The 20993-nt window shown below is 65.0% G+C and carries 15 protein-coding genes and 1 tRNA gene; 1 reads left to right on the top strand and 15 read right to left on the bottom strand.

Translation table 11 applies throughout. The features are described from left to right. Positions 1-98: 98 nt before the first annotated feature. The 6 genes from IVB48_RS05105 to IVB48_RS05080 form a co-directional block, all read right to left on the bottom strand. A complete protein-coding gene (locus IVB48_RS05105; protein ID WP_027566903.1) occupies positions 99-482 on the bottom strand; it encodes a RidA family protein in 384 nt (127 codons plus the stop codon). 42 nt (positions 483-524) lie between these two features. Continuing rightward, positions 525-2858: an acetamidase/formamidase family protein gene (locus IVB48_RS05100; RefSeq protein ID WP_247398198.1), complete on the bottom strand. Its 2334-nt coding sequence runs from the start codon at positions 2856-2858 to the stop codon at positions 525-527. Positions 2859-3116: 258 nt separating this feature from the next. Then, positions 3117-4358, bottom strand: coding sequence for an acetamidase/formamidase family protein (locus tag IVB48_RS05095; protein WP_247397935.1), 1242 nt, complete (start codon positions 4356-4358; stop codon positions 3117-3119). A gap of 49 nt (positions 4359-4407) precedes the next feature. After that, entirely contained in the window at positions 4408-6030 is a 1623-nt protein-coding gene (locus IVB48_RS05090; protein WP_247397933.1) for an amino acid ABC transporter permease/ATP-binding protein, read from the bottom strand. Beyond that, a complete protein-coding gene (locus IVB48_RS05085) occupies positions 6030-6947 on the bottom strand; it encodes an ABC transporter substrate-binding protein (RefSeq protein ID WP_027566899.1) in 918 nt (305 codons plus the stop codon). The genes IVB48_RS05090 and IVB48_RS05085 overlap by 1 nt, the downstream gene beginning before the upstream one ends. Positions 6948-7382: 435 nt before the next feature. After that, a complete protein-coding gene (locus tag IVB48_RS05080) occupies positions 7383-7646 on the bottom strand; it encodes a hypothetical protein (RefSeq protein ID WP_247286100.1) in 264 nt (87 codons plus the stop codon). A gap of 253 nt (positions 7647-7899) precedes the next feature. On the opposite strand from IVB48_RS05080, the gene IVB48_RS05075 reads away from it, so the two are divergent. Then, positions 7900-8094 carry a hypothetical protein gene (locus IVB48_RS05075; protein ID WP_027566897.1) on the top strand — a complete coding sequence of 65 codons (195 nt, stop codon included), beginning with the start codon at positions 7900-7902 and terminating at the stop codon, positions 8092-8094. 86 nt (positions 8095-8180) lie between these two features. Here IVB48_RS05075 and IVB48_RS05070 read toward each other — a convergent pair whose 3' ends face one another. The 9 genes from IVB48_RS05070 to IVB48_RS05030 all read right to left on the bottom strand — a co-directional run bounded on the left by IVB48_RS05070 (position 8181) and on the right by IVB48_RS05030 (position 20241). Continuing rightward, positions 8181-8327 (bottom strand): hypothetical protein, encoded by a 147-nt coding sequence (locus IVB48_RS05070; RefSeq protein WP_197031124.1) that lies wholly within the window; start codon positions 8325-8327, stop codon positions 8181-8183. Positions 8328-8515: 188 nt separating this feature from the next. Then, positions 8516-8589 (bottom strand) — tRNA-Cys (locus IVB48_RS05065). Positions 8590-8646: 57 nt separating this feature from the next. Continuing rightward, complete coding sequence (locus IVB48_RS05060) at positions 8647-9399, bottom strand: ABC transporter ATP-binding protein (protein WP_027566896.1); 753 nt, start codon at positions 9397-9399, stop codon at positions 8647-8649. 10 nt (positions 9400-9409) lie between these two features. Next, positions 9410-10126 (bottom strand): ABC transporter permease, encoded by a 717-nt coding sequence (locus tag IVB48_RS05055; protein WP_027566895.1) that lies wholly within the window; start codon positions 10124-10126, stop codon positions 9410-9412. A gap of 198 nt (positions 10127-10324) precedes the next feature. Further along, positions 10325-11059, bottom strand: coding sequence for a tRNA-uridine aminocarboxypropyltransferase (locus IVB48_RS05050; RefSeq protein WP_027566894.1), 735 nt, complete (start codon positions 11057-11059; stop codon positions 10325-10327). Positions 11060-11100: 41 nt separating this feature from the next. Then, a complete protein-coding gene (locus IVB48_RS05045) occupies positions 11101-14205 on the bottom strand; it encodes an efflux RND transporter permease subunit (RefSeq protein WP_247397929.1) in 3105 nt (1034 codons plus the stop codon). Further along, on the bottom strand, positions 14205-17354 hold the full coding sequence (locus IVB48_RS05040; protein ID WP_027566892.1) for an efflux RND transporter permease subunit: 3150 nt from the start codon (positions 17352-17354) through the stop codon (positions 14205-14207). The genes IVB48_RS05045 and IVB48_RS05040 overlap by 1 nt, the downstream gene beginning before the upstream one ends. A 36-nt stretch (positions 17355-17390) precedes the next feature. Continuing rightward, complete coding sequence (locus tag IVB48_RS05035; protein ID WP_247360918.1) at positions 17391-18800, bottom strand: efflux RND transporter periplasmic adaptor subunit; 1410 nt, start codon at positions 18798-18800, stop codon at positions 17391-17393. Further along, the gene (locus IVB48_RS05030) at positions 18790-20241 is read right to left on the bottom strand and encodes an efflux transporter outer membrane subunit (protein WP_247398195.1); all 1452 of its coding nucleotides are present in this window, start codon (positions 20239-20241) and stop codon (positions 18790-18792) included. Before IVB48_RS05030 ends, IVB48_RS05035 begins: the two co-directional genes overlap by 11 nt. Positions 20242-20993: the final 752 nt, after the last annotated feature.

Raw genomic sequence — 20993 nt, 5'->3', positions numbered from 1 at the left:
CTTGTAGCCCGGATGGAGCTAAGCGTAATCCGGGGCCCTGTATCCGCGGAACGAATTCCGGATTGCGCTTCGCTCCATCCGGGCTACGGGCTGTCGCCTCACGGCCGGCGGCAGACCAGGTCAATCTCGATCAGCGCGTCGTAGGCAAGCCCGGTGACACCGACGCAGGTGCGGGCCGGCAGGCGGTCGGGCGGAAAGAACCCGCGATAAGTCTCGTTCATTGCGGTGTAGTCTTCCTTGAAACGTGTGAGATAAATGCGTGTCATCACGACGTGTTCGAGACCGAGATCGACGCCCGCCAATACGACCTTCAAATTCTCCATCACCGCCCTCGTCTGCGCGACGATGCCGTCGGGCAACACGCCCGGTGTTTGCGGCGTGTCCGGCATCTGGCCGGTGACGAAGACAAAACCGTCGGTCTCCACCGCGTGGCTGAAGGGCGCGACCGGCTTCGGTCCGCCGCTGATCATGTGGAATTTCACTGGGGTTCCTTGTTACGGCGCTTCTTTCAAGGGAAGGCTTGTCTAGGGGAAGGTTTGAAACAGGCGCTTGCTGATGATCGCGTGCACGCCCCAATTGCCGTCGACCACCTGCGTGACGCCGAAGTCGACGGCGGCCGACATCAGCGCGATCGCCTCGTCCTCGCTGAGGCCCTTCACGTTCATCAGGAAGCGCCGCATCTTGCGGAACGCATCTTTCATGGCGAGGTCGAGCGAGGATTTTGCGTAGACCTCGCTTTGGCCCTGAGCGCCGAACTCGGCGAGGTAGTTGGGATGGCTGAATCCGGTCAGGACCCAGTCGGTCTCGGTCTCGATCAGGGGATAAGAGAGATCGGCGAAGGGCTGGCCGGCGAGATCGGCCTTCTTGTGCAGGATCACCTCGAACGTTCCGGTCATCGAGCATTCGATCGCGGTGCCGCTCAATTCGCCGTCACCTTGCGTGGCATGGGGATCGCCGACTGACAGCAATGCGCCGGGAACGGAGACCGGAAGATAGACGGTCGCCCCCTTCCCCAAGCGCCAATTGTCGAGATTGCCGCCGAAATAGGACGGCGGCACGGAGTCGATGAAATCAACCTCACGCGGCGCCACCGCGATCACGCCGAAATGCGGGCGCAAGGGAATGCGGATGCCGTCGAGCACGGCGTGGCGGCGCTTTACCGTGCCGGGCAGGACGGGAACGCCGGGATAGTCGTAAGTGGAGTGCACCACGCCAAACGGGTCGGTCTGCGGCTCCCAGCGATAGGAATACAGCGCGCGGGCGTGCGGCGCATCGGTGTCGTCGAAGATTTCGTAGATCGTCACGACCTCGCGCGGCTTCGGCCCTGACAGAAATTCGTCGTAATGATAGCCCCACCAGGCCGCGACCGAGGAGCCGAACACGCGGCCTGAATGTTTCGGATGGCGACTTGTGCGCGCCACGATGTCGAGGATCCGCACTTCCAGCACGTCGCCGGGCTGGGCGTCCTTCACCGACACGGGCCCGGTGCAGATGTGTACGCCAAAGCCTTCGCCGGCGCCGCGCCCGAATATGCTGGCATCCATCGGACCCGCGCCGCGGCGATCCACGTTCTTCCTCGCCTTGGTCCAGCCGAATACGTCTTCGGCGGCGGCATCGCCCGCGATCATCAGCTCAGGATCGTCGGAGGCGTGCTGCGTCAGGGTTTCGATGGTGATGGTATCGCCCGAGGCGATCTCGAGCTGCGGCTGTAACGAGCGACTGAAATATCCCCAATGAACACGGTCGGCTTCGACCGGAAGATGATGATGCTTGCGCTCGGCCGTCCTCGGCTCATCGATGTCGGTACGGGCGAGATTGCCGCGCGCCTCGGCACTCGCCTGATGCACGCGAAGCTGCGCCAGCGCATCCTGCGGCCAGCCGCGCTGACCGGTTATCCCATGCTGCGTCGTCGCCCGCTCCGCCTCCTGCTGGCGAAACTCGCGCGGCGGCAGTCCGAAGCGATGGCGGAAGGCGCGGCTGAAATGCGCGGAATCGCCGAAGCCATAGGCGTAGGCGATCTCCGAGATCGAACGATGCGCCTCGGACGGATTGGACAAATCGGCCCAGGCGCGCTGCAGCCGCCGCTCGCGCACGTAGTGAGTAAAGTTGTCGCCGACCGTCTCGAACAGCTTTTGCAGATAGCGCTCGGAGATTCCTTCGGCCTGCGCGACGCGCGCGGGCACCAGCTCGGGATCGTCGAGGCGGCGTTCGATGCTCTGGCAGAGCCGGTGCAGGAGTGCCGACTGCGTCGCGCTCGATCCGGCGTCGGACGTCGAAGCCGCCAATTGATGGGCGAGTGTCAGCAGGAGATCGACGAGCGACTGCGTGACCGCATTCCATTCGGCATCGCTCAGGGTGTCGAGCGTGCGCGCGGTCGCGTCCATCAAGCGCGCGAAGACGTCGGCAAAGCCGCTGGGCGGAACGACCCTGGGTTCGCCGAGCCGCGGCCTGCCCGAGAGGCGGCCGTGCAGCGCGTCCGACGTTACCGACAGCACGATGGCGCGCATGTCGCGCTGGAACACGATACTCCAGTCCCCGCTCCGCGGCAGCAGCACGAGATGGCCCACAGGAACGATGCGATGGCCGCCGGCACTGTTGAGCACCATGCCGTCTTCGACCGGCATCAGCGCAATCGGCAGGTCTTCGTTGGCCTGCGAACGCGGACCAATGGTCTGGGCGCCGGCCGCCATACGCGTCAGCGCAACGCCTGCGGCGTGGCGATGTGACGCCGTTGCGTGCCCATCCAGGAAGGAATGGCCTGCCGCCGGCTGCAGGCCGACCGCGGCGAGCACGTCCCGCCAGGCTTCGGGCCGGTCGTCTTGCGCGTAGGACTCGCTTGTGAAGGGACGGAAGCTCATCGGATCGACCCAGATTGCAGTGGATCGAAGCAACCTCTGTGCCAGACGCAATTGGTCATCCGTCGCAGCGACGGGCCGCAAATAACCGTCTTTGGTCATTCCCACATCCCGGAAACAGACTGCACTTCAAAGCGTTAGAGCTAGGTATCGCCGATAAGCGCGATGCGTGGCCTGGATGGAGCGAAGCGTAATCCGGGACCTTCAGAGTTCGCTGTGAGAAACCCGGATTGCGCTTCGCTCCATCCGGGCTACGGCACGTCAGTCACAACGGAAGATGTTCTTACGGATCGTGCCGTGAACGCCCCAATTGGCGTCGACCACCTGGGTGACGCCGAAATCGGCGCCGACCGATAGCAGCGAAATCGCCTCGTCCTCGCTGAGGCCGTGCACGGTCATCAGGAAACGGCGCAGTTTTCTGAACGCGTCGCGCATCGCACGGTCGAGACTCGAGTGATTGGCAATTTCGGTTTGTGCGTCGACGCCGAGCGCGGCAAGGTAGTTCGGATAGGTGAAGCCGTAGAATGACCAGGCCTGATCAGTCTCCAGCATCGGATGGTCGAGACCTTCGAGGCTGGTGCCGGCGAGATCGGCTTTCTTGTGCAGAACGAACTCGAAATCGCCGGTCAGCGAGGTCTCAATCGCGGTGCCGCCAAGCTCGCTGTCACCTTGGGCTGCATGGGGATCCCCGACCGAGAAATAGGCGCCGGGGACCGCGATCGGATAGAACATCCGCGCCCCCTTGCCGATGCGCCAGTCGTCGATGTTGCCGCCGGTATAGCTCGGCGGGATCGAGCTGACGAAATCGGCCTCCGACGGTGCGAGCCCCATGGTGCCGAAATGCAGCCGTGCCGGCACCTTGACGCTCGCGAGAATGTTCTCCCGCTTCGTGATGGTGGCGTGATCGACGCGCACGCCGGGATAATCGATGGTCGGATGCACGATGCCGTCAGGATCGGTCTGCGGCGTCCAGACGTAGTTGTAGACCGCCTTGGCGCAGGGCTCGCCGGAGGTGTCGAGCTCGAAGATGGTGACGACCTCGCGCGGCTTCGGCTCCTCGATCAGATCGTGATAGTGAAACCCCCAATTCGCGGCGACGTTGGAGCCGAAGCAGCGCCCGGCATGACAGGCGCTGCAGCTCGGCCGCGGCCTGATATCGAGGATGCGCACTTCGAGAATATCGCCGGGCTCGGCGCCATCGATCGCGACGGGACCGGTGAGGAGATGCACGCCGATCCCCTCGCCTGCGCCACGAATGAATGGGCCTTCGACAGGACCCGAGCCGCGCCGCGCGACTGCCTTGTGCTCGCGCGTCCACTGGAACACGCTCTCGGCGCCGGGATCGCCCTGGATCATGCGCTCGTAATCGTCGTTGGCGTGGTGGGTCAGCGTCTCGATGGTGGCGCGATCGCCCGAACGCAGCGTCAGGGCCGGCGCGACCTTCTTGGAGAAATAGCCCCAGTGGACGGTTTTCGGCGAAACCGGCAGCGTGAAATGCTTCATGAGGTGGCCTCTTCTGAAAACGCGGTCTTGAACGTTGCGTGTGCGGCTCTCATCGTACCGCCTCCGGAGTCTTGTCGGTTTCCATCACGCTGAGGAAACGCGCAGTCAGCGGATTGCGGGGGCTGGAGAGAACCTCATGCGCGGGCCCCTCCTCGATGATCGTGCCGCCGCTCAGGAAAGCGACACGGTCGGCGACCTCGTCCGCGAAGCGGATCTGGTGCGTCGAGATGATCATGGTGAGGCCATCATCGATGGCGAGCCGCCGGATCACCTCCAGGACCTCGCTGATGAGCTCGGGATCGAGCGCCGAGGTCGGCTCGTCCAGGAGCAGCACGCTGGGGTTCGGTGCGAGCGCTCGGGCGATCGCGACGCGCTGCTGCTGACCGCCGGAGAGATGCCGCGGCAGCGCGTCGGCGCGGTGCGACAGCCCGACCCGGTCGAGCAGCTCGGCGGCGCGGCGATCGGCATCGATGCGGGTCATGCCGTGCACCCAGCGCAAGGGACCGGCAATGTTCTCCTTCGCCGAGAGATGGGCGAACAGGTTGAATTGCTGGAACACCATCCCGACGCCCACGCTTGCCCGCTCATTGGCGATCGCGCGGGGCGGCAGCAGCTTGCCGTTGTCGTCGAAACCGAGACGGCGTCCCCCGACGCGCACCGTGCCACCGTCCCAGCTTTCGAGATGATTGATGCAGCGGAGCAGCGTGCTCTTGCCGGAGCCGCTGGGCCCGAGCAGTGCGACGACCTCGCCGACGCGCACCGTAAAATCGAGGCCTCCAAGCACCTTTTGCGCGCCGTAGCTCTTGGTGAGGTCCCTGGTCTCGACCGCGATGTTGTTTCGAGAGATCGTTGCCGCACGCCGGGTGCGCTCCTCGCGGGTCAGCGCCCGCGGCGGCGTGTCGGTGAGCTCTGCCTGTGCGGACACCGGGACGTCGACGGTCGCTGCGGCAAGTTCGAGCTTGGTGGCGAGATCGACGCGGCGCCAGGGCAGATAATCGGCGAGCTTGCGCTGGCGACCTTTGGCGCGGTCGAGATCGAGCAGCCATTCGACAAAAAGCTGGATGATGCTGATGGCAAAGGTCAGCACGAGATACAGCAAGCCCGAGGCGAAGAAGATCGAGAAGAAGTCGAAGGTCGAGGACGCAAGCTGGGTCGAGCGCAAGGTCAGCTCCTGGACCGCGACCACGGAGGCGAGCGAGGAATTCTTCAGTGCACTCACGGCCTCGTTGCCGAAGGCCGGGATCATGGTGCGGATCGCCTGGGGCGCGATCACCCGCCACATCAGGATCCGTGGCGTCATGCCGAGCGCCTGGCCGGCCGTCACCTGCCCGCGATCGACGCCGAGCACGCCGGCACGCAGCATCTCGGCGATGAACGGCGCCTCGTTGCAGGCCAGCGCAAGGCCGGCGGCCAGCACCGCCGGCAGTTTGATGCCGATATGCGGCAACGCGTCGTAGGCGAACACCATTTGCAGGATCAGCGGCGTGCCGCGGAAGATCACAGTGTAGGCCCTGGCGATCGCCGCCAGCAGCCAGAAGCGGGAGAGCTGCATGCCGGCGAGGATCAATCCGAGGATCAATCCTCCGCCGAGCCCGAGGGCAGTCACCTCGAGGGTGAGCTCAATGCCCTCGAGCAGATACGGCATGCTCAGGTAATGGAGGAACAGCGACATCAGTCGGCCGTCAGAATGTCAGGCTCCTTGAAGTTGTTCACGTCGAGCCCATGCTTCTTCAGAAGCTCCATATGCGTTCCGGCCTTCTGGACCTCGATCAGGGCTGCGAGCACGGCGTCGCGGAATTTCGGCTTATCCTTCGGAACGGCGATGCCGACGGAATACGGGATCGTCACCGCGGTCGCCTTCTCCAGCTTGTCCGGATAGGCCTTGACCGCGCTGTCGACGGTGTTGACGTCGTTGACATAGGTGTCGGCACGACCGGCGAGGATCGCCTGGATGCAGTTGGCGTTGTTGTCGTAGAGCTGGACGGTCGGCTCGGACTTGCCGGCCTTCTTGCACTCGGGCATCAGTGCCTGGATCAGGGGCACCTCGACATAACCGGTGTTTTCTGCGGCAGCGGCGCCGCACATCGACATGTTGATGCCGTTGATGCCCTTCGGATTGCCCTTGGCCACCAGCACGCCGTCGAACACTTTCGAATAGGTGATGAAGTCGGCGGCCTTGGCGCGCTCCTTGGTGGCGTAGATATCGGAAATGACGATGTCGGCTTGTCCCGCGGCCAGCGTGGTCAGGAGCGCCGCGAACGTCACCGGCTTGTAGGTCAGCTTGAAGCCGAGGCATTCACCGATGGCTTCGCCGAGATCGATGTCGAAGCCGATATATTTGCTCGGATCCTTCGGGTCGATGGTCTCATAGCCCGGCGTGTGCGGGTTGATGGCGTTGACGAGGGTCTTGCCCTTCCAGTCCGGATATTTGTCCTGGAGCGCGGCGCAGGCCGCAGGCGCCGCAGCCTGCGCGCTTAGGGGCGCGGCTGCCAGCGCGCCGAAAGTGACCGCGGCGCCGACCGCGGCCTTGCGCCAAGACAGCGATGCACGCGCGTTCCCCCGCGCCTGGGGCAATACCGGTCTCTCCATCTCCAGCTCCTTCGAATTGTCATGGCAATGGCCATGTTCCAGATCTCGGAAGCGAGCCTAGGAGGAGAGCGGACTGGAAAGCTTGTCCGCGGGCGTACAAAAAATTGGATGGAGGGAGCCCGCCATTTGGGCAGGCGGCTGCACAAAAACTGTTCGTGAATGCGGACGCCGCAGCGCGCAATTCCGAATTCGGGGAAACCACATGATCGTGCGCGACGCCGCGATCTGCACGATCAGGGAATCATGCGGTGAAGTCATTTGCAGAGAAGAGATATGACAATCGAAGGACGCATCTGCGGGCGGCATCCGAAGCACATCATCGCTGTTCCACAGCCTGTCCGCAGCATACCCACAGGTATATCCACAGGCCGACTATGCCGGATTCGCGAGCCCGCGCGAGCCACTTGCTGCGGACAAACCCACAGGGCCGGTATGTTAGCCGCCGGCCTGATCGAACACGGTGCGGCAAGCCTCACTCAAGCTTGGCCTGTTGCGGCGCAGGCAGGCCGTGATGGCGCGAACGTTGGGGATTTCGCCGGCGCAGAGCCGGTAGACGTCGGGGGTACAGGCCCGGCGCTGCTCGGGCGTTCCCTGCTGCGCATGGGCGGCGGAGGCAAACAGCGTCAGGAACAGCCCGACCGTCGAGGCGCGACGCGCCCGGCTTTTCACACCCGCAAACCGCAAGAACCTCGCCTTCATGACCAGTCTCCCGTTCTGCCCTGCCCGCCGGCCTGTGTTGGCCGGTGTGCGAACGGGTAGGAGAAATAAACAGCCGAAGATGTGACCTCCTTCACACTGCGGGCATCCGGCAGGAACCTAAGTTTCCCAACGGGATTTCATCAATCGCTAACCAATCGGGACCCGATTCGCCGATCGTTAAAATGCGAACGATCGGCTCAATCGGGAAACAAGCCGGCTTTGCGACATTGCGCCATCCGGTCCGGAGGGTGTGATGAGCGAAGCCGAATTCAACTTGCTGCTGGATGCCGTCCAGGACGCCATAGTCCATGACGATCTGGCGGTCGTGCCGGGGGAGGATTTCGTGCCGCGCTCGTGGACCTATTACGCGAAGCCCAAAGCCGCCAATGACAACGAGGGCGCATGGCCCCTGCTGCCGTTTCCCGACGGCTGGTACGCGGCCTGCTAAGGCCAATTTCACCGTGAGCCGATGCGCCCGCGCTCTGCGGGCGTTTTGCTATGGGCCCTACGCCGCGAGATTCGGCATGCCCGCGATCAGGTCTTGACGCGCTCTCCGCCGTCCTGCGGCGCCTGGTCGGGTGCGGCCGGCGGAAAGATGCTGTCATAGATCGCGCGGGCCTCGCGAATGAGGCGAGCCCGCTCCAGCTCGCATTTCGGGACAAATCGGACGATTTCGCTCACGTGCTCTCCAGCGCTCGATCGTTGGGATGCATCACTTCGCAGATGCGAAGACTATGCCAGCAGGCTGAATGACGGGTTTCCACCGGGCCCCGGGCAAACCCGGTGTGCGCGGCCAGCATGCATCGCTCGCGCGGGCCCATAGCAGGCGCGACCCGATCGAATATTGCTGAGATATCAGGAGGTTGTGATGGAGGCCACGTCGGGACTCGAACCCGAGTAAACGGTTTTGCAGACCGGCGCGTAACCACTCCGCCACGTGGCCCCAACGAGGGCGGAGCAATATAGGGGATCACGGGTTTAGGCAACCCCGACCGGGCAGCTACGCCTTCGCGCCGCCGAGATATTGGCCGAGAATCTCATCGGTCGCGCCGGCCGCCACGATCCGCCCCTCCTCCAGCAGGATCGCGCGGTTGCAGGTGCTCTTGATCAGCGCGACGTCGTGCGAGGCGAGCACCAGAATGCCGGCGCGCACGACGATCTCGTCGAGCCTCTGCCGCGCCTTCTTGCGGAACTGCTGGTCGCCGACGCCGATCCATTCGTCGAGCAACACGATCTCGCCCTCGACGGCGGTTGCGACCGCAAAGATCAGGCGCAGCATCATGCCGCTGGAATAGGTGCGCAGCGGCAGGTCGAGCCGGTCGCCGAGCTCGGTGAATTCGGCGATCTCCGCGCGCCGGGCATCGATCTCGGAGCGCCGTGCGCCGATCACGAGCCCGCGCCGCATGATGTTCTCGTAGCCGGTCGCTTCCTCGTCGAACCCGGCCGAGAGATCGAACAGCGGCTGGCAGCGGCCCAGCACGTCCACGCTGCCGGACGTCGGATGGTAGATGCCGGCGAGCACCCGAAGCAGCGTGGTCTTGCCGGCGCCATTGGCGCCGATGATGGCGACGCGGTCGCCGGCACGGATATCGAGGCTGACGTCGTTCAACGCCGAGACGATGTGCGGGACCGCTGTGTTCCGCCGCAGCGTCACGGCGCTGACGAACCGGCTGCGCAGCGAGCGGTCGCGGAACGACAGCACCGGAAACCTCACCGAGACGTTGCGAAGCGCGATATGAGCTGCGGGGGTCATATCTCGCGCCTCACAGCCAATACGCCACGCGATGGCGGTATTTCGCGTAGCAGCCGAGGCCGATGACGGCCACGACGGCCGCATAGATGATCCCGAGCAGCCACTGCTCCGCATCGGTCGGCTGCGACAGCAGCGGCCTGCGGACTAGATCGAGCAGCGTTGCAAACGGATTGGCGCGGATCAGCCAATAAAACGCGGTGCCGCGCACGGTGTCCTCGGTCCAGATGATCGGCGTCAGGAAGAATACGAATTGCAGGCCGCTGACGATTGCCGAGCCGATGTCACGAAACCGCGCGCAGAGCATGCCGAGCGCAACCGAGCCGCCGAGCAGCACGACGAGCAGGATCGCAATGCCCGGCACCGCGAGCAGCATGCTCGCATGCAGCGGCCACGGCATCACGAGATAGAGCAGGACGACGATCACCAGATGATGCGCAAAGATGAGGACGTTGCGCGCCATCATCTGGAGCACATGCACGATCAGCGGCGCCGGCACGGCCTTGATCAAATGGCCTGAAGCCACGAAGATGTTGGAACCTTCCTGCAGCGTCGTCGCGATCAGCGTCCAGACAATCAGGCCGACAGCGAAGGTCGGCAGAAAGCTCGCGATGTCCTGCCTGAACAGTGCCGCATAGACCGTGCCGACGCTGGCAATGGTCGCAGCGAGCGTCAGCGTAATCCAGAGCGGGCCGATCACAGTGCGCCGGTAGCGCAGCGAAATGTCCATCAGGGCAAGCGTGCCCCAACGATCGAACCGCGCCGCCTGGGCAAGGATCTCCTTGGCTGCAAGCTGAATGCGACGGCCCTTTCCGCTTCCGGCGTTCCGATGGTGCCACAGGATAGCAGATCGCGGCCTGTTGGCCGATGGTCTCTATTCGCCCGCCTCTCGCGGGACAATCGGCCGTACGGATGATCCGGACCGGACTCAGGCTCGCTTGCCCCGCCGCACACCGCGCCGGCGGTCCTTGACCGGCGGCTTTGGCGCCAATTCGGGCATCTCGGTCTGAACCTCGCGGTAGCGGGTTAACATCCGTTCGAAACAGGCATTCAGCGTCTCGGCGATGTCCGGGCGCTTCTCCAGAACGGAGAGGATCGTCGCTGCGGCCTCGATGGTCGACAGTCCGTCCTTCCGAGGCTCCTTGCGCAGGCGCCCGTAGCGCGATGGCGCGGCCGGATTGAGGATGACGCGCTGGCATTTCAGCATCCAGGGATTGCGCCACCACAGGGCCTTGGCTTGGCTCCAGGTGCCGTCGAGCAGCACCACACCTTCGAGCTTGCCGAGGCGCGCGCGCTGGTTGTCCGCGACCTCGCCCTTGCGGTTGAGGGCCAGGATTTCGCCCTCGGCCTCGAGATCGGCGGCGTGCGCGGAGCCGAGATAGAGCACGGCCCAGTGCGAGGCGTTCTCGATCGGCTGCCCCAGCGCCTTGGACAGGCTCGGCCAGGACAAGCCGACCCGCAGCGTGGCACCGGCGAAATGCTTCGCAAGCAGCCGGGCGGTGCCGAGCGCCCTGTCCTGCTCCTGCGGATGCTGAAGGATCAGGAGTCCAAGGCGGTTTTTGAGCGGCGTGACGCTGTCGCAGATGCACAGCGGCATCGGCTTTTGGCAGTGCGGGCATTCGGGGATCGGATCGGCCGGCGCGGCGGCGGTGGGGTGCGACATGGTCGCCGCTATACGCTTTGCAGGGCGGTTCAACAACCCGCCTATTCCGCCTGCGCGGCCAGCGGGCGCGGCTCGCGCCGTCGGCGCAGGCGGTCGATCAGCAGGTAGATCACGGGCGTGGTGTAGAGCGTCAGGATCTGCGACACGAACAGCCCACCGATGATGGTGATGCCAAGAGGTCGGCGGAGCTCCGTGCCGGGCCCGGTCGCGACCACCAGTGGAATGCCGGCGAACAGCGCCGCCATCGTCGTCATCAGGATCGGCCGGAAGCGCGCCTGGCAGGCCTCGAAGATCGCCTCCGCCGAAGACAGGCCGCGCTGGCGCTCGGCATCGAGCGCGAAATCCACCATCATGATGCCGTTCTTCTTGACGATGCCGATCAACAGGATGATGCCGACGAAGGCGATCACCGTCAGTGGCGTGTTGGTGAGCTGCAAGGCCAGCAGCGCGCCCAGACCCGCCGAGGGCAGCGTCGAGATGATCGTGAGCGGATGGGCGAGGCTCTCATAGAGCACGCCGAGCACGATATACATCGCCACCAGCGCGCCGAGGATCAGGAGCGGCTGGCGGCCGCTGGTCTTGGCGAAATCCCCGGCATTGCCGTCAAAGCTGCCGCGGATGCCTTCCGGCATGTGCAGCTCCTCGACCGCGCGCTGGATGTTCTGCGTTGCGGCCTGGATCTGCACGTCCGGCAACAGATTGAACGACACGGTGGTCGATGGGAACGATTGCGAATGATAGACCGCGAGCGCGGCCAGCCCGCGCGTCGCATGCACCACGGCCGACAGCGGCACCTGCGCGTCGCCCGCGCCGGCGACGTAGATGCGTTCGAGGTTGGACGGGTCGACCTGGAATTTCGGGTCGATCTCCAGCACGGTCATGTACTGGTTGCGCTGGGTGTAAATGATCCCGATCTGCCGCTGCGAGAACGCGTTGTTGAGCGCGTTGTCGATATCCTGGACGCGGACGCCGAGCGCCGAGGCCTTCTGGCGGTCGATCGACAAGGTCAGTTGAAGCCCGCCGGGATCGCGGTCGCTGGAGATGTCGGTGATGCCCTCGACGCTCTCCATGCGCTTGGCCACGATCGGCGCCCACTTTTGGAGCAACCCGAGATCGGTGCTGGTCAGCGTGTACTGGTAGTCGGAATCGCTCTGCCGTCCGCCGGCGCGCACGTCCTGGGCGGCGAACATGAACAGGCGGATGCCGGGCACCGGGTATAACGCTCGCCTGAGACGGTCGATCACCACCTGGGTCGAGACGTGGTCGCGCTCCTCCGGCGGCTTCAGGCTGATGAACATGGTGCCGCGATTGGAGGTCGCGCCGCCCGGTCCGCCGCCGCTGCCGACGGTGGAGCCGATGCCGGCCACGGCAGGATCCTGCATTACGATGTCGGCGAGCCGCTGCTGCAGGCTCAACATCGACTGAAACGAGATGTCGGCCGAGGCGCGCGTCGCCCCGATAACGAAGCCGGAATCGTCGGTCGGGAAATAGCCCTTGGGAATCTTGATGTAGAGCGTCACCGTCAACGCGATGGTGGCGAAGAACACCAGCAGCGTCAGCAGCGGATATTCCAGCACGGTGCGCAAGGTGCGGGTGTAGAAAGCGACGATGCGCGACAGCGAGCCCTCGATGATCCGGTCGAACAGGGTCGCCGTGCCGGACGTGGTCTGCCGGATGTAGTGCGCGCAGATCATCGGCGTCACCGTGAGCGACACCAGGGTCGAGACCAGGATCGCGAAGGTCAGCGTCAGCGAGAACTCGCGCAGCAGCCGGCCGACGATGCCGTCCATGAAGATCAGCGGCGTGAACGCCGCGATCAGCGACAGGCTGATCGACACCACGGTGAAGCCGATCTGCCGGGCGCCGTCCAATGCCGCCTGGAGCGGCCGCATGCCGTGCTCGAGGTTGCGGTACATGTTCTCGATCATGACGATGGCGTCATCGACCACGAAGCCGACGGAGATCGCCAGCGCCATCAGCGACAGATTGTCGATCGAGAAGCCGGCGACCCACATGCCGGCGCAGGTCCCGGCCAGCGCCAGCGGCACGGAGATTCCGGCCGCGATCGTCGGCGTGAGCCGCCGCAGGAATACGAACACGACGACCATCACGAGAATGGCCGTCGCGAACAAGGTCCACTGCATGTCGAGCACGCTGGCGCGGATCGTGCTGGTGCGGTCGACCAAAGTGGAGATATCGACGCCGGCCGGAATCCACTGCTTCAGCGCGGGGATCAACGCCTTCACCCGGTCGACGGTGTCGATGACATTGGCATCGCCCTGTTTGGTGATCTGGATCAGCACCGCCGGCTGCTTGTTGAACCAGGCGATGGAACGGGCGTTGCGGACGGAGTCCTCGATGTCGGCGACGTCGGCCAGCCGGACGAAATTGCCGTTCGAGCTCTTGATGACGATGTCGCGGAACTCTTTCGCGGTCCGCATCTGCCTGTTGAGCGACAGCGTTTCACTCTGGCGCTCGCCGTTGAAGATGCCGACCGGACCGAGCGGGTTGGCGTTGATGATCGCAGTCCGCACGTCGTCGGTGGCGATGCCGGCGTTCGACAGCGCAACGGGATTGAGCTGCACCCGCACCGCCGGCTGATCGGCGCCGGACACCGTGACGTCGCCGACGCCCGGCACCTGCGAGATGCGCTGCGCCAAAACCGTATCGGCGACGTCGTAGATCGCGCTTGCGGACAGCGTCTTCGAGGTCAGCGCCAGCACGAACACGGGAGCGCCGGCAGTGTTGGCCTTGCGGAAGCGCGGCAGCGTCGGCAAATCGCTGGGCAGGTCGACCAGCGACGCGTTGATCGCCGCCTGCACGTCGCGTGCGGCCTTGTCGATGTTGCGGCCGATGTCGAACTGGAGCTGGATGTTGGTCGTGCCGAGCGACGAGGTGGAGGTGATCTGGTTGATGCCCGCGATCTCGCCGAGCCGCCGCTCCAATGGCGAGGCGACCGTCGCGGCCATCACGGACGGGTCGGCGCCGGGACGGCTGGCGGAAACGAAGATGGCGGGGAAATCGACGTTCGGAACCGAGGCGACCGGGAGGAACTCGTAGGCCACAATACCCAGCAGGAACAACCCGATCGACAGCAGCGTGGTCGCGACCGGGCGGCGGATGAAGGGCTCCGAGATCGATGCCATCACTGCATCCCCTCGGTCGCGCCCGCGACGGGCGGCCCGCCGGACTCCGCCGGCGGCAGCGCCTGCTCGAGGCGGCGGTTGATGCGGTCGAGTGCGAGATAGATCACCGGCGTGGTGTAGAGCGTGAGCAATTGGCTGAGCAGCAGGCCGCCGATGATGGAGATGCCGAGCGGAAAGCGCAGCTCGGCGCCGGTGCCGCTCTCGATCGCCAGCGGCAGCGCTCCGAACAGCGCGGCCAGCGTCGTCATCATGATCGGGCGGAAGCGCAAGAGGCAGGCCTGCACGATCGCCTCATGCGCCGGCATCCCCTGCCCGCGCTCGGCCTCGAGCGCGAAATCGATCATCATGATCGCGTTCTTCTTGACGATGCCCATCAACAGGATGATGCCGATCAACCCGATCACCGAGAGATCCTGCCCGCACAGCATCAGCGCGAGGATCGCGCCGACGCCGGCCGAGGGCAGCGTCGAGAGGATCGTGATCGGGTGGATGTAGCTCTCATAGAGCACGCCGAGCACGATGTAGATCGTGATGACGGCGGCGAGCAGCAGCCAGGGCTGGCCCGCCAACGCCTTGGCGAATTCGGCGGCGTCGCCGGCATAGACGCCGACGATGCTGTTGGGCATCTCGATCCGGGTCTCGATGGTCTTAACGGCCTCGACAGCGTCGCCGAGCGCCGCGCCCGGGGCGAGATTGAAGCTGAGTGAGATCGACGGGAATTGCGCCTGGTGCGAAATCGCGAGCGGCGCGGTGGTGCGGGTCAGCGTCGCCACGGCGGAGAGCGGCACCTGTGCGTTGGGCGCGCCGGCAGTCGCGCTGGCCGCGCCCGGCAGATAGAGCTTCGACAGAATCGAGGGATCGCGCTGGTACATCGGCAGCGCTTCCAGCACCACGCGGTACTGGTTGGCCTGGCCGTAGATGGTCGAGATCTGCCGCTGCGCGAAGGCGTCGTTGAGCGTGTCGGTGATGCCCTGGAGGCTGACGCCGAGCTGGCCGGCGCGGGTGCGATCGACCGTGAGCTGCGCCCGCAGACCGCCTTCCTGCGCCTCCGAGGAGACGTCGCGGAACAGCGGATCGCGCCGCATCTCGGCAACCAGCTTGCGCGCCCATTCCGACACCAGGGCAGCGTCGGTGCCGGTCAGCGTGTACTGGTATTGCGAGCGGCTCGACTGGGTCGAGATCTGCACGTCCTGCACCGGCTGGAAATAGACGGTCATGCCGGGGATGGCGGCCACTCGCTCCTTCAGCCGGGTGATGACCACGCTGACATCATCGCGCCGCTCGCCGCGAGGTTTCAGCGTCATGACAAGACGGCCGACATTGGTGGTCGGATTGACCGAACCAGCACCGATCACCGAGACCACGCCTGTCACATCGGGGTCGGCCTTGATGGCGTCGGCCGCCGCGGCCTGCCGCTTCTGCATCTCCGCGAAGGACACGTCCGGACCGGCTTCCGTCACCGCCGTGATCGAGGCGGTGTCCTGCAGCGGCAGGAAGCCCTTTGGCGCGACGACATAGAGCGCCAGGGTCGCAATCAGCGTGGCGAAGGTCACGACCAGCGTCGCGCGCTGGCGCTCCAGCACCCAGAGCAGCGTGCGGTGATAGAACTCGACGGTGCGGTCGATGAAACGGCTGACCGCGGCAAGACCCGGCACTGCCAGCTCTTCATGGGCATGCTTCAGCAGGCGCGAGCACATCATCGGCGTCAGCGTCAGCGAGACGACGGCCGAAGTCACGACCGCGATCGTCAGCGTCAGCGCGAATTCGCGGAACATGCGGCCGACAAGGCCCGACATGAACAGCAGCGGGATGAACACCGCGATCAGCGACACCGTCAGCGAGATCACGGTGAAGCCGATCTCGCTGGCGCCCTTTAGCGAAGCCTCCATCGCGCTATCGCCGTTTTCCATGTGGCGGACGATGTTCTCGATCATGACGATGGCGTCGTCGACGACGAAGCCGGTGCCGATGGTGAGCGCCATCAGCGACAGATTGTCGAGGCTGAAGCCGGCGAAATACATGATGCCGAAGCTGGTGATCAGCGACAGCGGTAGCGCCACGCCGGCGATCAGCGTGGCCCGCAGCGAACGCAGGAACAGCAGCACCACCAGCGTCACCAGCACGACGCTCAGGATCAGCGTGAACTGCACGTCGCGGACCGAGGCACGGATGGTGACGGTGCGGTCGGAGACGATGGTGAGGTTCACGCCGGCCGGAATAGCGCGCTGAACCTTTGGGATTTCCGCGCGGATCTGGCTGACGACGTCGATCACATTGGCGCCGGGCTGACGCTGGATGTCGATGATGACGGCGGGCGAGCCTTGATACCAGCCGCCGGTGCGGTCGTTCTCGAGGCCATCGACGATCTGCGCCACGTCGGCGATGGTGACGGGGGAGCCGTTGCGGTAGGCGATGATGACGGGCTTGTAGGCGTCGGCGGCGGCGATCTGGTCGTTGGCGGCGATGATGTAGGATTGCTGCGCGCCGTCGAGCGAGCCTTTCGGCCCGGAGACGTTGGCATTGGCGATCGCAGTGCGCAGGTCTTCCATGGCGATGCCATAGGCGGCCAGCCGCGCGAGATCCGCCTGGATGCGGACGGCTGGCTTCAGTCCGCCGAGCACAGAGACGCGCCCGACGCCGGAAATCTGGCTCAGCCGCTGCGCCAGAAGCGTGTCGGCGATGTCGCTCATCGCCCGCAACGAGATCGTGTCGGAGCGCAGCGCCAACGTCATCACCGGCGCATCGGCCGGGTTCACCTTGGCGTAGGTCGGCGGATAAGGCAGCGTCTTGGGCAGCACGCCGGCCGCAGCGTTGATCGCGGCCTGGACGTCCTGGGTCGCGCCGTCGATGTCGCGGTTGAGATCAAACTGGAGCGAGATCTGGCTGACGCCGAACGAGCTCGTCGAGTTCATCGCCGACAGCGACGGGATCTGGCCGAGTTGCCGCTCCAGCGGCGCGGTGATCAGCGAGGCGATCACGTCGGGGCTCGCGCCGGGCAATTGCGTCGTCACCTGCACGGTCGGGAAATCGACCTGCGGCAGCGCGGACACCGGCAGCGCGAAATAGCCGAGCAGCCCGCCAATCAGAAGCGCGATGCCGAGCAACGAGGTCGCGATCGGCCGTCGGATGAAGGGTTCGGAGACGCCCATGGGATGCGCCTGCCGCTCAGGCGGCTGTTGTCGGGATCATGGCTGCTTGGCTCCACTTCCCGATGCACCCGGACTTGACGGAGGCCCTGGTGCCGGTCCGGTCTGGCCCTTCTGGTCGCCTTCGCTGCTCTTGCGCTTGGCGCGGAACTCGCCGTCCTTGTCTTGTCCGTCCTTCTGGCCGTCTTTTGCGCCGTCCTTCTTCTGACCATCCGGCCCGCGCGAGCGCTTGCGCGGCGCCAGATCGGCCGACGGGGTCTGGTCGTCGCGCCCGATGACCACCTTGGAGCCATCGGACAAATTGGCAAAGCCGGTGGTGACGACCTTGTCGGTCGCCGAGAGGCCGCTGGCGATCACGGCGTCATGCTCGTTCTGCTGCGTCACCGTCACCGGCTTGGCCGCAACCACGTTGTCCTCGCCGATGACATAGCTGAAGGTGCCGATCGGTCCGCGCTGCACGGCCGAGGTCGGCACCACCAGCGCCTGCGTCAAGGTCTCGACCTTGAGGCGGACATTGACGAACTGGCCGGGCCAGAGCTGGTAATTGGCGTTGGGGAATTCGGCCTTGAGCCTGAGCGTTCCCGTGGTCTGGTCGACCTGGTTGTCGATGCCGGTGAGCTTGCCGGTGTCGATCACGGTGAGGCCGTCATTGCCGAACACGTCGACCGCGAGCGCGCCCTTCGCCGCCGCGGCGTTGACCCGCATGATCTGCTGCTGCGGCAGGCTGAACCACACCGCGATCGGCTGCAATTGCGTGATCACCACGAGGCCGGTGGTGTCGGAGGCGTGGATGATGTTGCCTTGGTCGACCTGGCGCAGGCCGGCGCGGCCCGAGATCGGCGCCACGATCTTGGTGTAGCTCAGCGTCGCCGCCGCATTGTCGATCGCGGCCTGATCGGCCTTCACCAGCGCCTCCGTCTGCGCGACCAGCGCGCGCTGGGTGTCGGCCTGCTGCTTGGATCCGGCATTGGAGGCAGCTAACTGCTCGTAGCGCGTGAGGTCGATACGCTGGTTGGCGAGCTGGGCCTGGTCCTGGGCCTTCTTCGCGACGGCCTGATCGTACGTCGCCTGATAGAGCGCCGGGTCGATCTCGCCGACCACATCGCCTTTCTTGACGTCCTGTCCCTCGGTGAAATTCACCGCGATCAGCTTGCCGTCGACCTGTGAGCGAACGGTCACGGTGTTGAGTGCGCGGATCGCACCGACGCCGTCGAGATAAACGGGAACGTCCTGAATGCGCGGCGTCGCCGCCAGCACCGGGACCGGGAGATCGGGTCGTTGATTGCGACCGTTCGCCTGCTGCGGCTGCTGATGCCAAGTGGTCCAGCCGTAGTAGCCGAGCCCGCCGAGGATCGCCAGCGTGATCAGGGTCATGATGAAGCCGCGCCCGCGCGACTTCTTCGCCGTTCCCTCCTTCGCGCCTTGCTTCGTATCCGGCTTAAAGAGCATTGACCGGTTTCTCCATCCTCGGCTCCCAGCCGCCGCCGAGCGCCTGATACAGGCTGACGATAGCAAGAAGGCGGGCAAGTTGCGCCTGCGACAGCGCGTCTTCCGCCTGGAACAGGGTCAGTTGCGTGTTGAGCACGGTGACGATGTCGGCGGTGCCGGCGCGCAATTGCTGTTCGGAGAGATCGAATGCGCGGCGGGAGGCGTTGAGGACATCGCGCTGCAATTGCAGCCTGATCGTGGTCTGCTTGATCGAGAACAGCGCATTGTCGACATCGGCGAACGATTGGATGATGGTCTTGCGGTAGGTCTGGAGCAGTTCGTCCTGCCGCGCCTTGGCAAACTCGAAATTGCCGAGGATCTTGCCACCGTCGAAGATCGGCTGCGTCGCGCTGCCGACGAGCTGGAAGAAGGCCGCATGCGGCTGGAATAGCGAGACCAGGGCTGAGCTCTGATAGCCGCCATTGCCGGTGAGCTGGATGGTCGGAAAGAACTGCGCGCGGGCATTGCCGACGTTCGCGGTGGCGGAGGCGAGCTGGGCCTCCTGCCGGCGAATGTCGGGGCGCTGCGTCAAGAGGTCCGACGGCAGGCCGGGCGTCACGCGGGGAATCGCGATCCGGTTCAGCGAGCCCCCGAGCACGCGCACGCTCTCCGGCGGCCGCGACACCAGGACTGCAAGCGCATTGACGTTCTGGTCGAGCGTCTGGCGCAGCGGCGGCACCAGTGCCTTCTGGTTTGCGAGCACGCTCTCCTGCTGGGCGACGTCGAGATCGGTGCCGGTGCCGGCCTTGCGCCGTTCCCTGACGGCATCGAGGATGCGCTGCGCGCTCGCGATGTTGCGCTGTGACGTCCGGATGCGATCCTGCGAGGCCAGCACCTGGAAGTAAGCGTTAGCGACGCCTGCGAGCGTGGTCAGCGCAACGACGTCGCGATCGAAGCGGTTGGCATTTGCCGTCTCTTCCGCCGTTTGCAGGGCGTCCCGGTTCTGGCCCCAGAAATCGAGCTGGTAGCTTGCGCTCAGCGAAGCCTGGTAGTTGACGACCTCACGGCCGCCATTGGTGAGCCCCGAGGCGGAGGAGCCGGAGGTGCGCGAATAGGCCTCCTGCCCGGTGCCGGAAAGGCTCGGCAGCAGCGCCGCACCCGCCTGCCGCGCCTGCGCGTCAGCCTCGACGATGCGGGAAACGGCGGCGGCGATGTCGAGGTTGACGGTCTGCGCCTCTTCCATCAGCTGTGTCAGCTCCGCCGAGCGAAAGCTGCGCCACCAATCCAGCGACGGCGGGGCATCCGCCTTGCCCGCGTATTTGTACTGCGTGGGAACGTCGAGCGCGGGATCAGGTAGATCCTGCGTCAACACGCAAGCGCCCGAGCCGGCGGCAAGGCAAACGACCGCAAGCCAGCGCGCCGCATGTCGCGTCCGGGACGTGGCGCCTGGAGACCGCCGCACAGCGATCGCAGGAACATCCTGTGTCACACATACCCCCCGCCGGGCAGATCAAGCCGCCACCGCGCAGCTGGAGTAACCGATTCGCGGCGGCACAGTCGGGGGGCTTTGGATAACTCGTTCACAAGGTGAGGCTTTCTACGGAACCGGACACCCATACTAGCCGGGTGCGGAACAGCGGGACAGTCCCGCAGTTGCGAGATGGTCGCCAAAGTGCGACGATCCCGCGGCGAACAAATTGAAAAAAGTCTCTGTCCTGCAGTACTTTCTTGCATCTCGAAGCCGTTCCGGAGCGCATTCAAGCTTACCAACATTTCATGTGATATTGCCGCCACACCAACTTCAGTGCCTTTAATTCGTCCGTAGCGCTCGCAATCCGGCTTCAGAGCTGGTCGCGAAGCCGGCCGAGCCGGTCCACGAGGTTGTTTACCGTCGAAAATAAACAGGCATTCGTCGTGCCGATATGTCTGCCGGCTTCTGCAGGCTATCCACGCGCGTCGTTATCGACGCGTCCCGCCCAAAGGCGATGAATTGTCGCGAGTGCGCTGACGACGGCCGTAATCTTCCATGTTTTGGCAGAGTCCGACCCGATCTTCCTACTGTTGTCGGCGCCGCGTAGCCCAGCATCATCGGCCATCGTCCCTCGCAAGAATTTCACTGCTTCGACGGGCACTTCCGCCGGTTTCGCCGCAGCGCAAAAGCCTTCCCCTTTGGCCTCCCAAGCACTAGGTTCTGGCCAACCTGATCAACCCCTT

It is taken from the genome of Bradyrhizobium sp. 76 (assembly GCF_023073025.1).
Lineage (GTDB): Bacteria > Pseudomonadota > Alphaproteobacteria > Rhizobiales > Xanthobacteraceae > Bradyrhizobium.
Note: the sequence above shows the minus strand (reverse complement) of the source record. Positions and strands in the feature narration are given on the sequence as shown.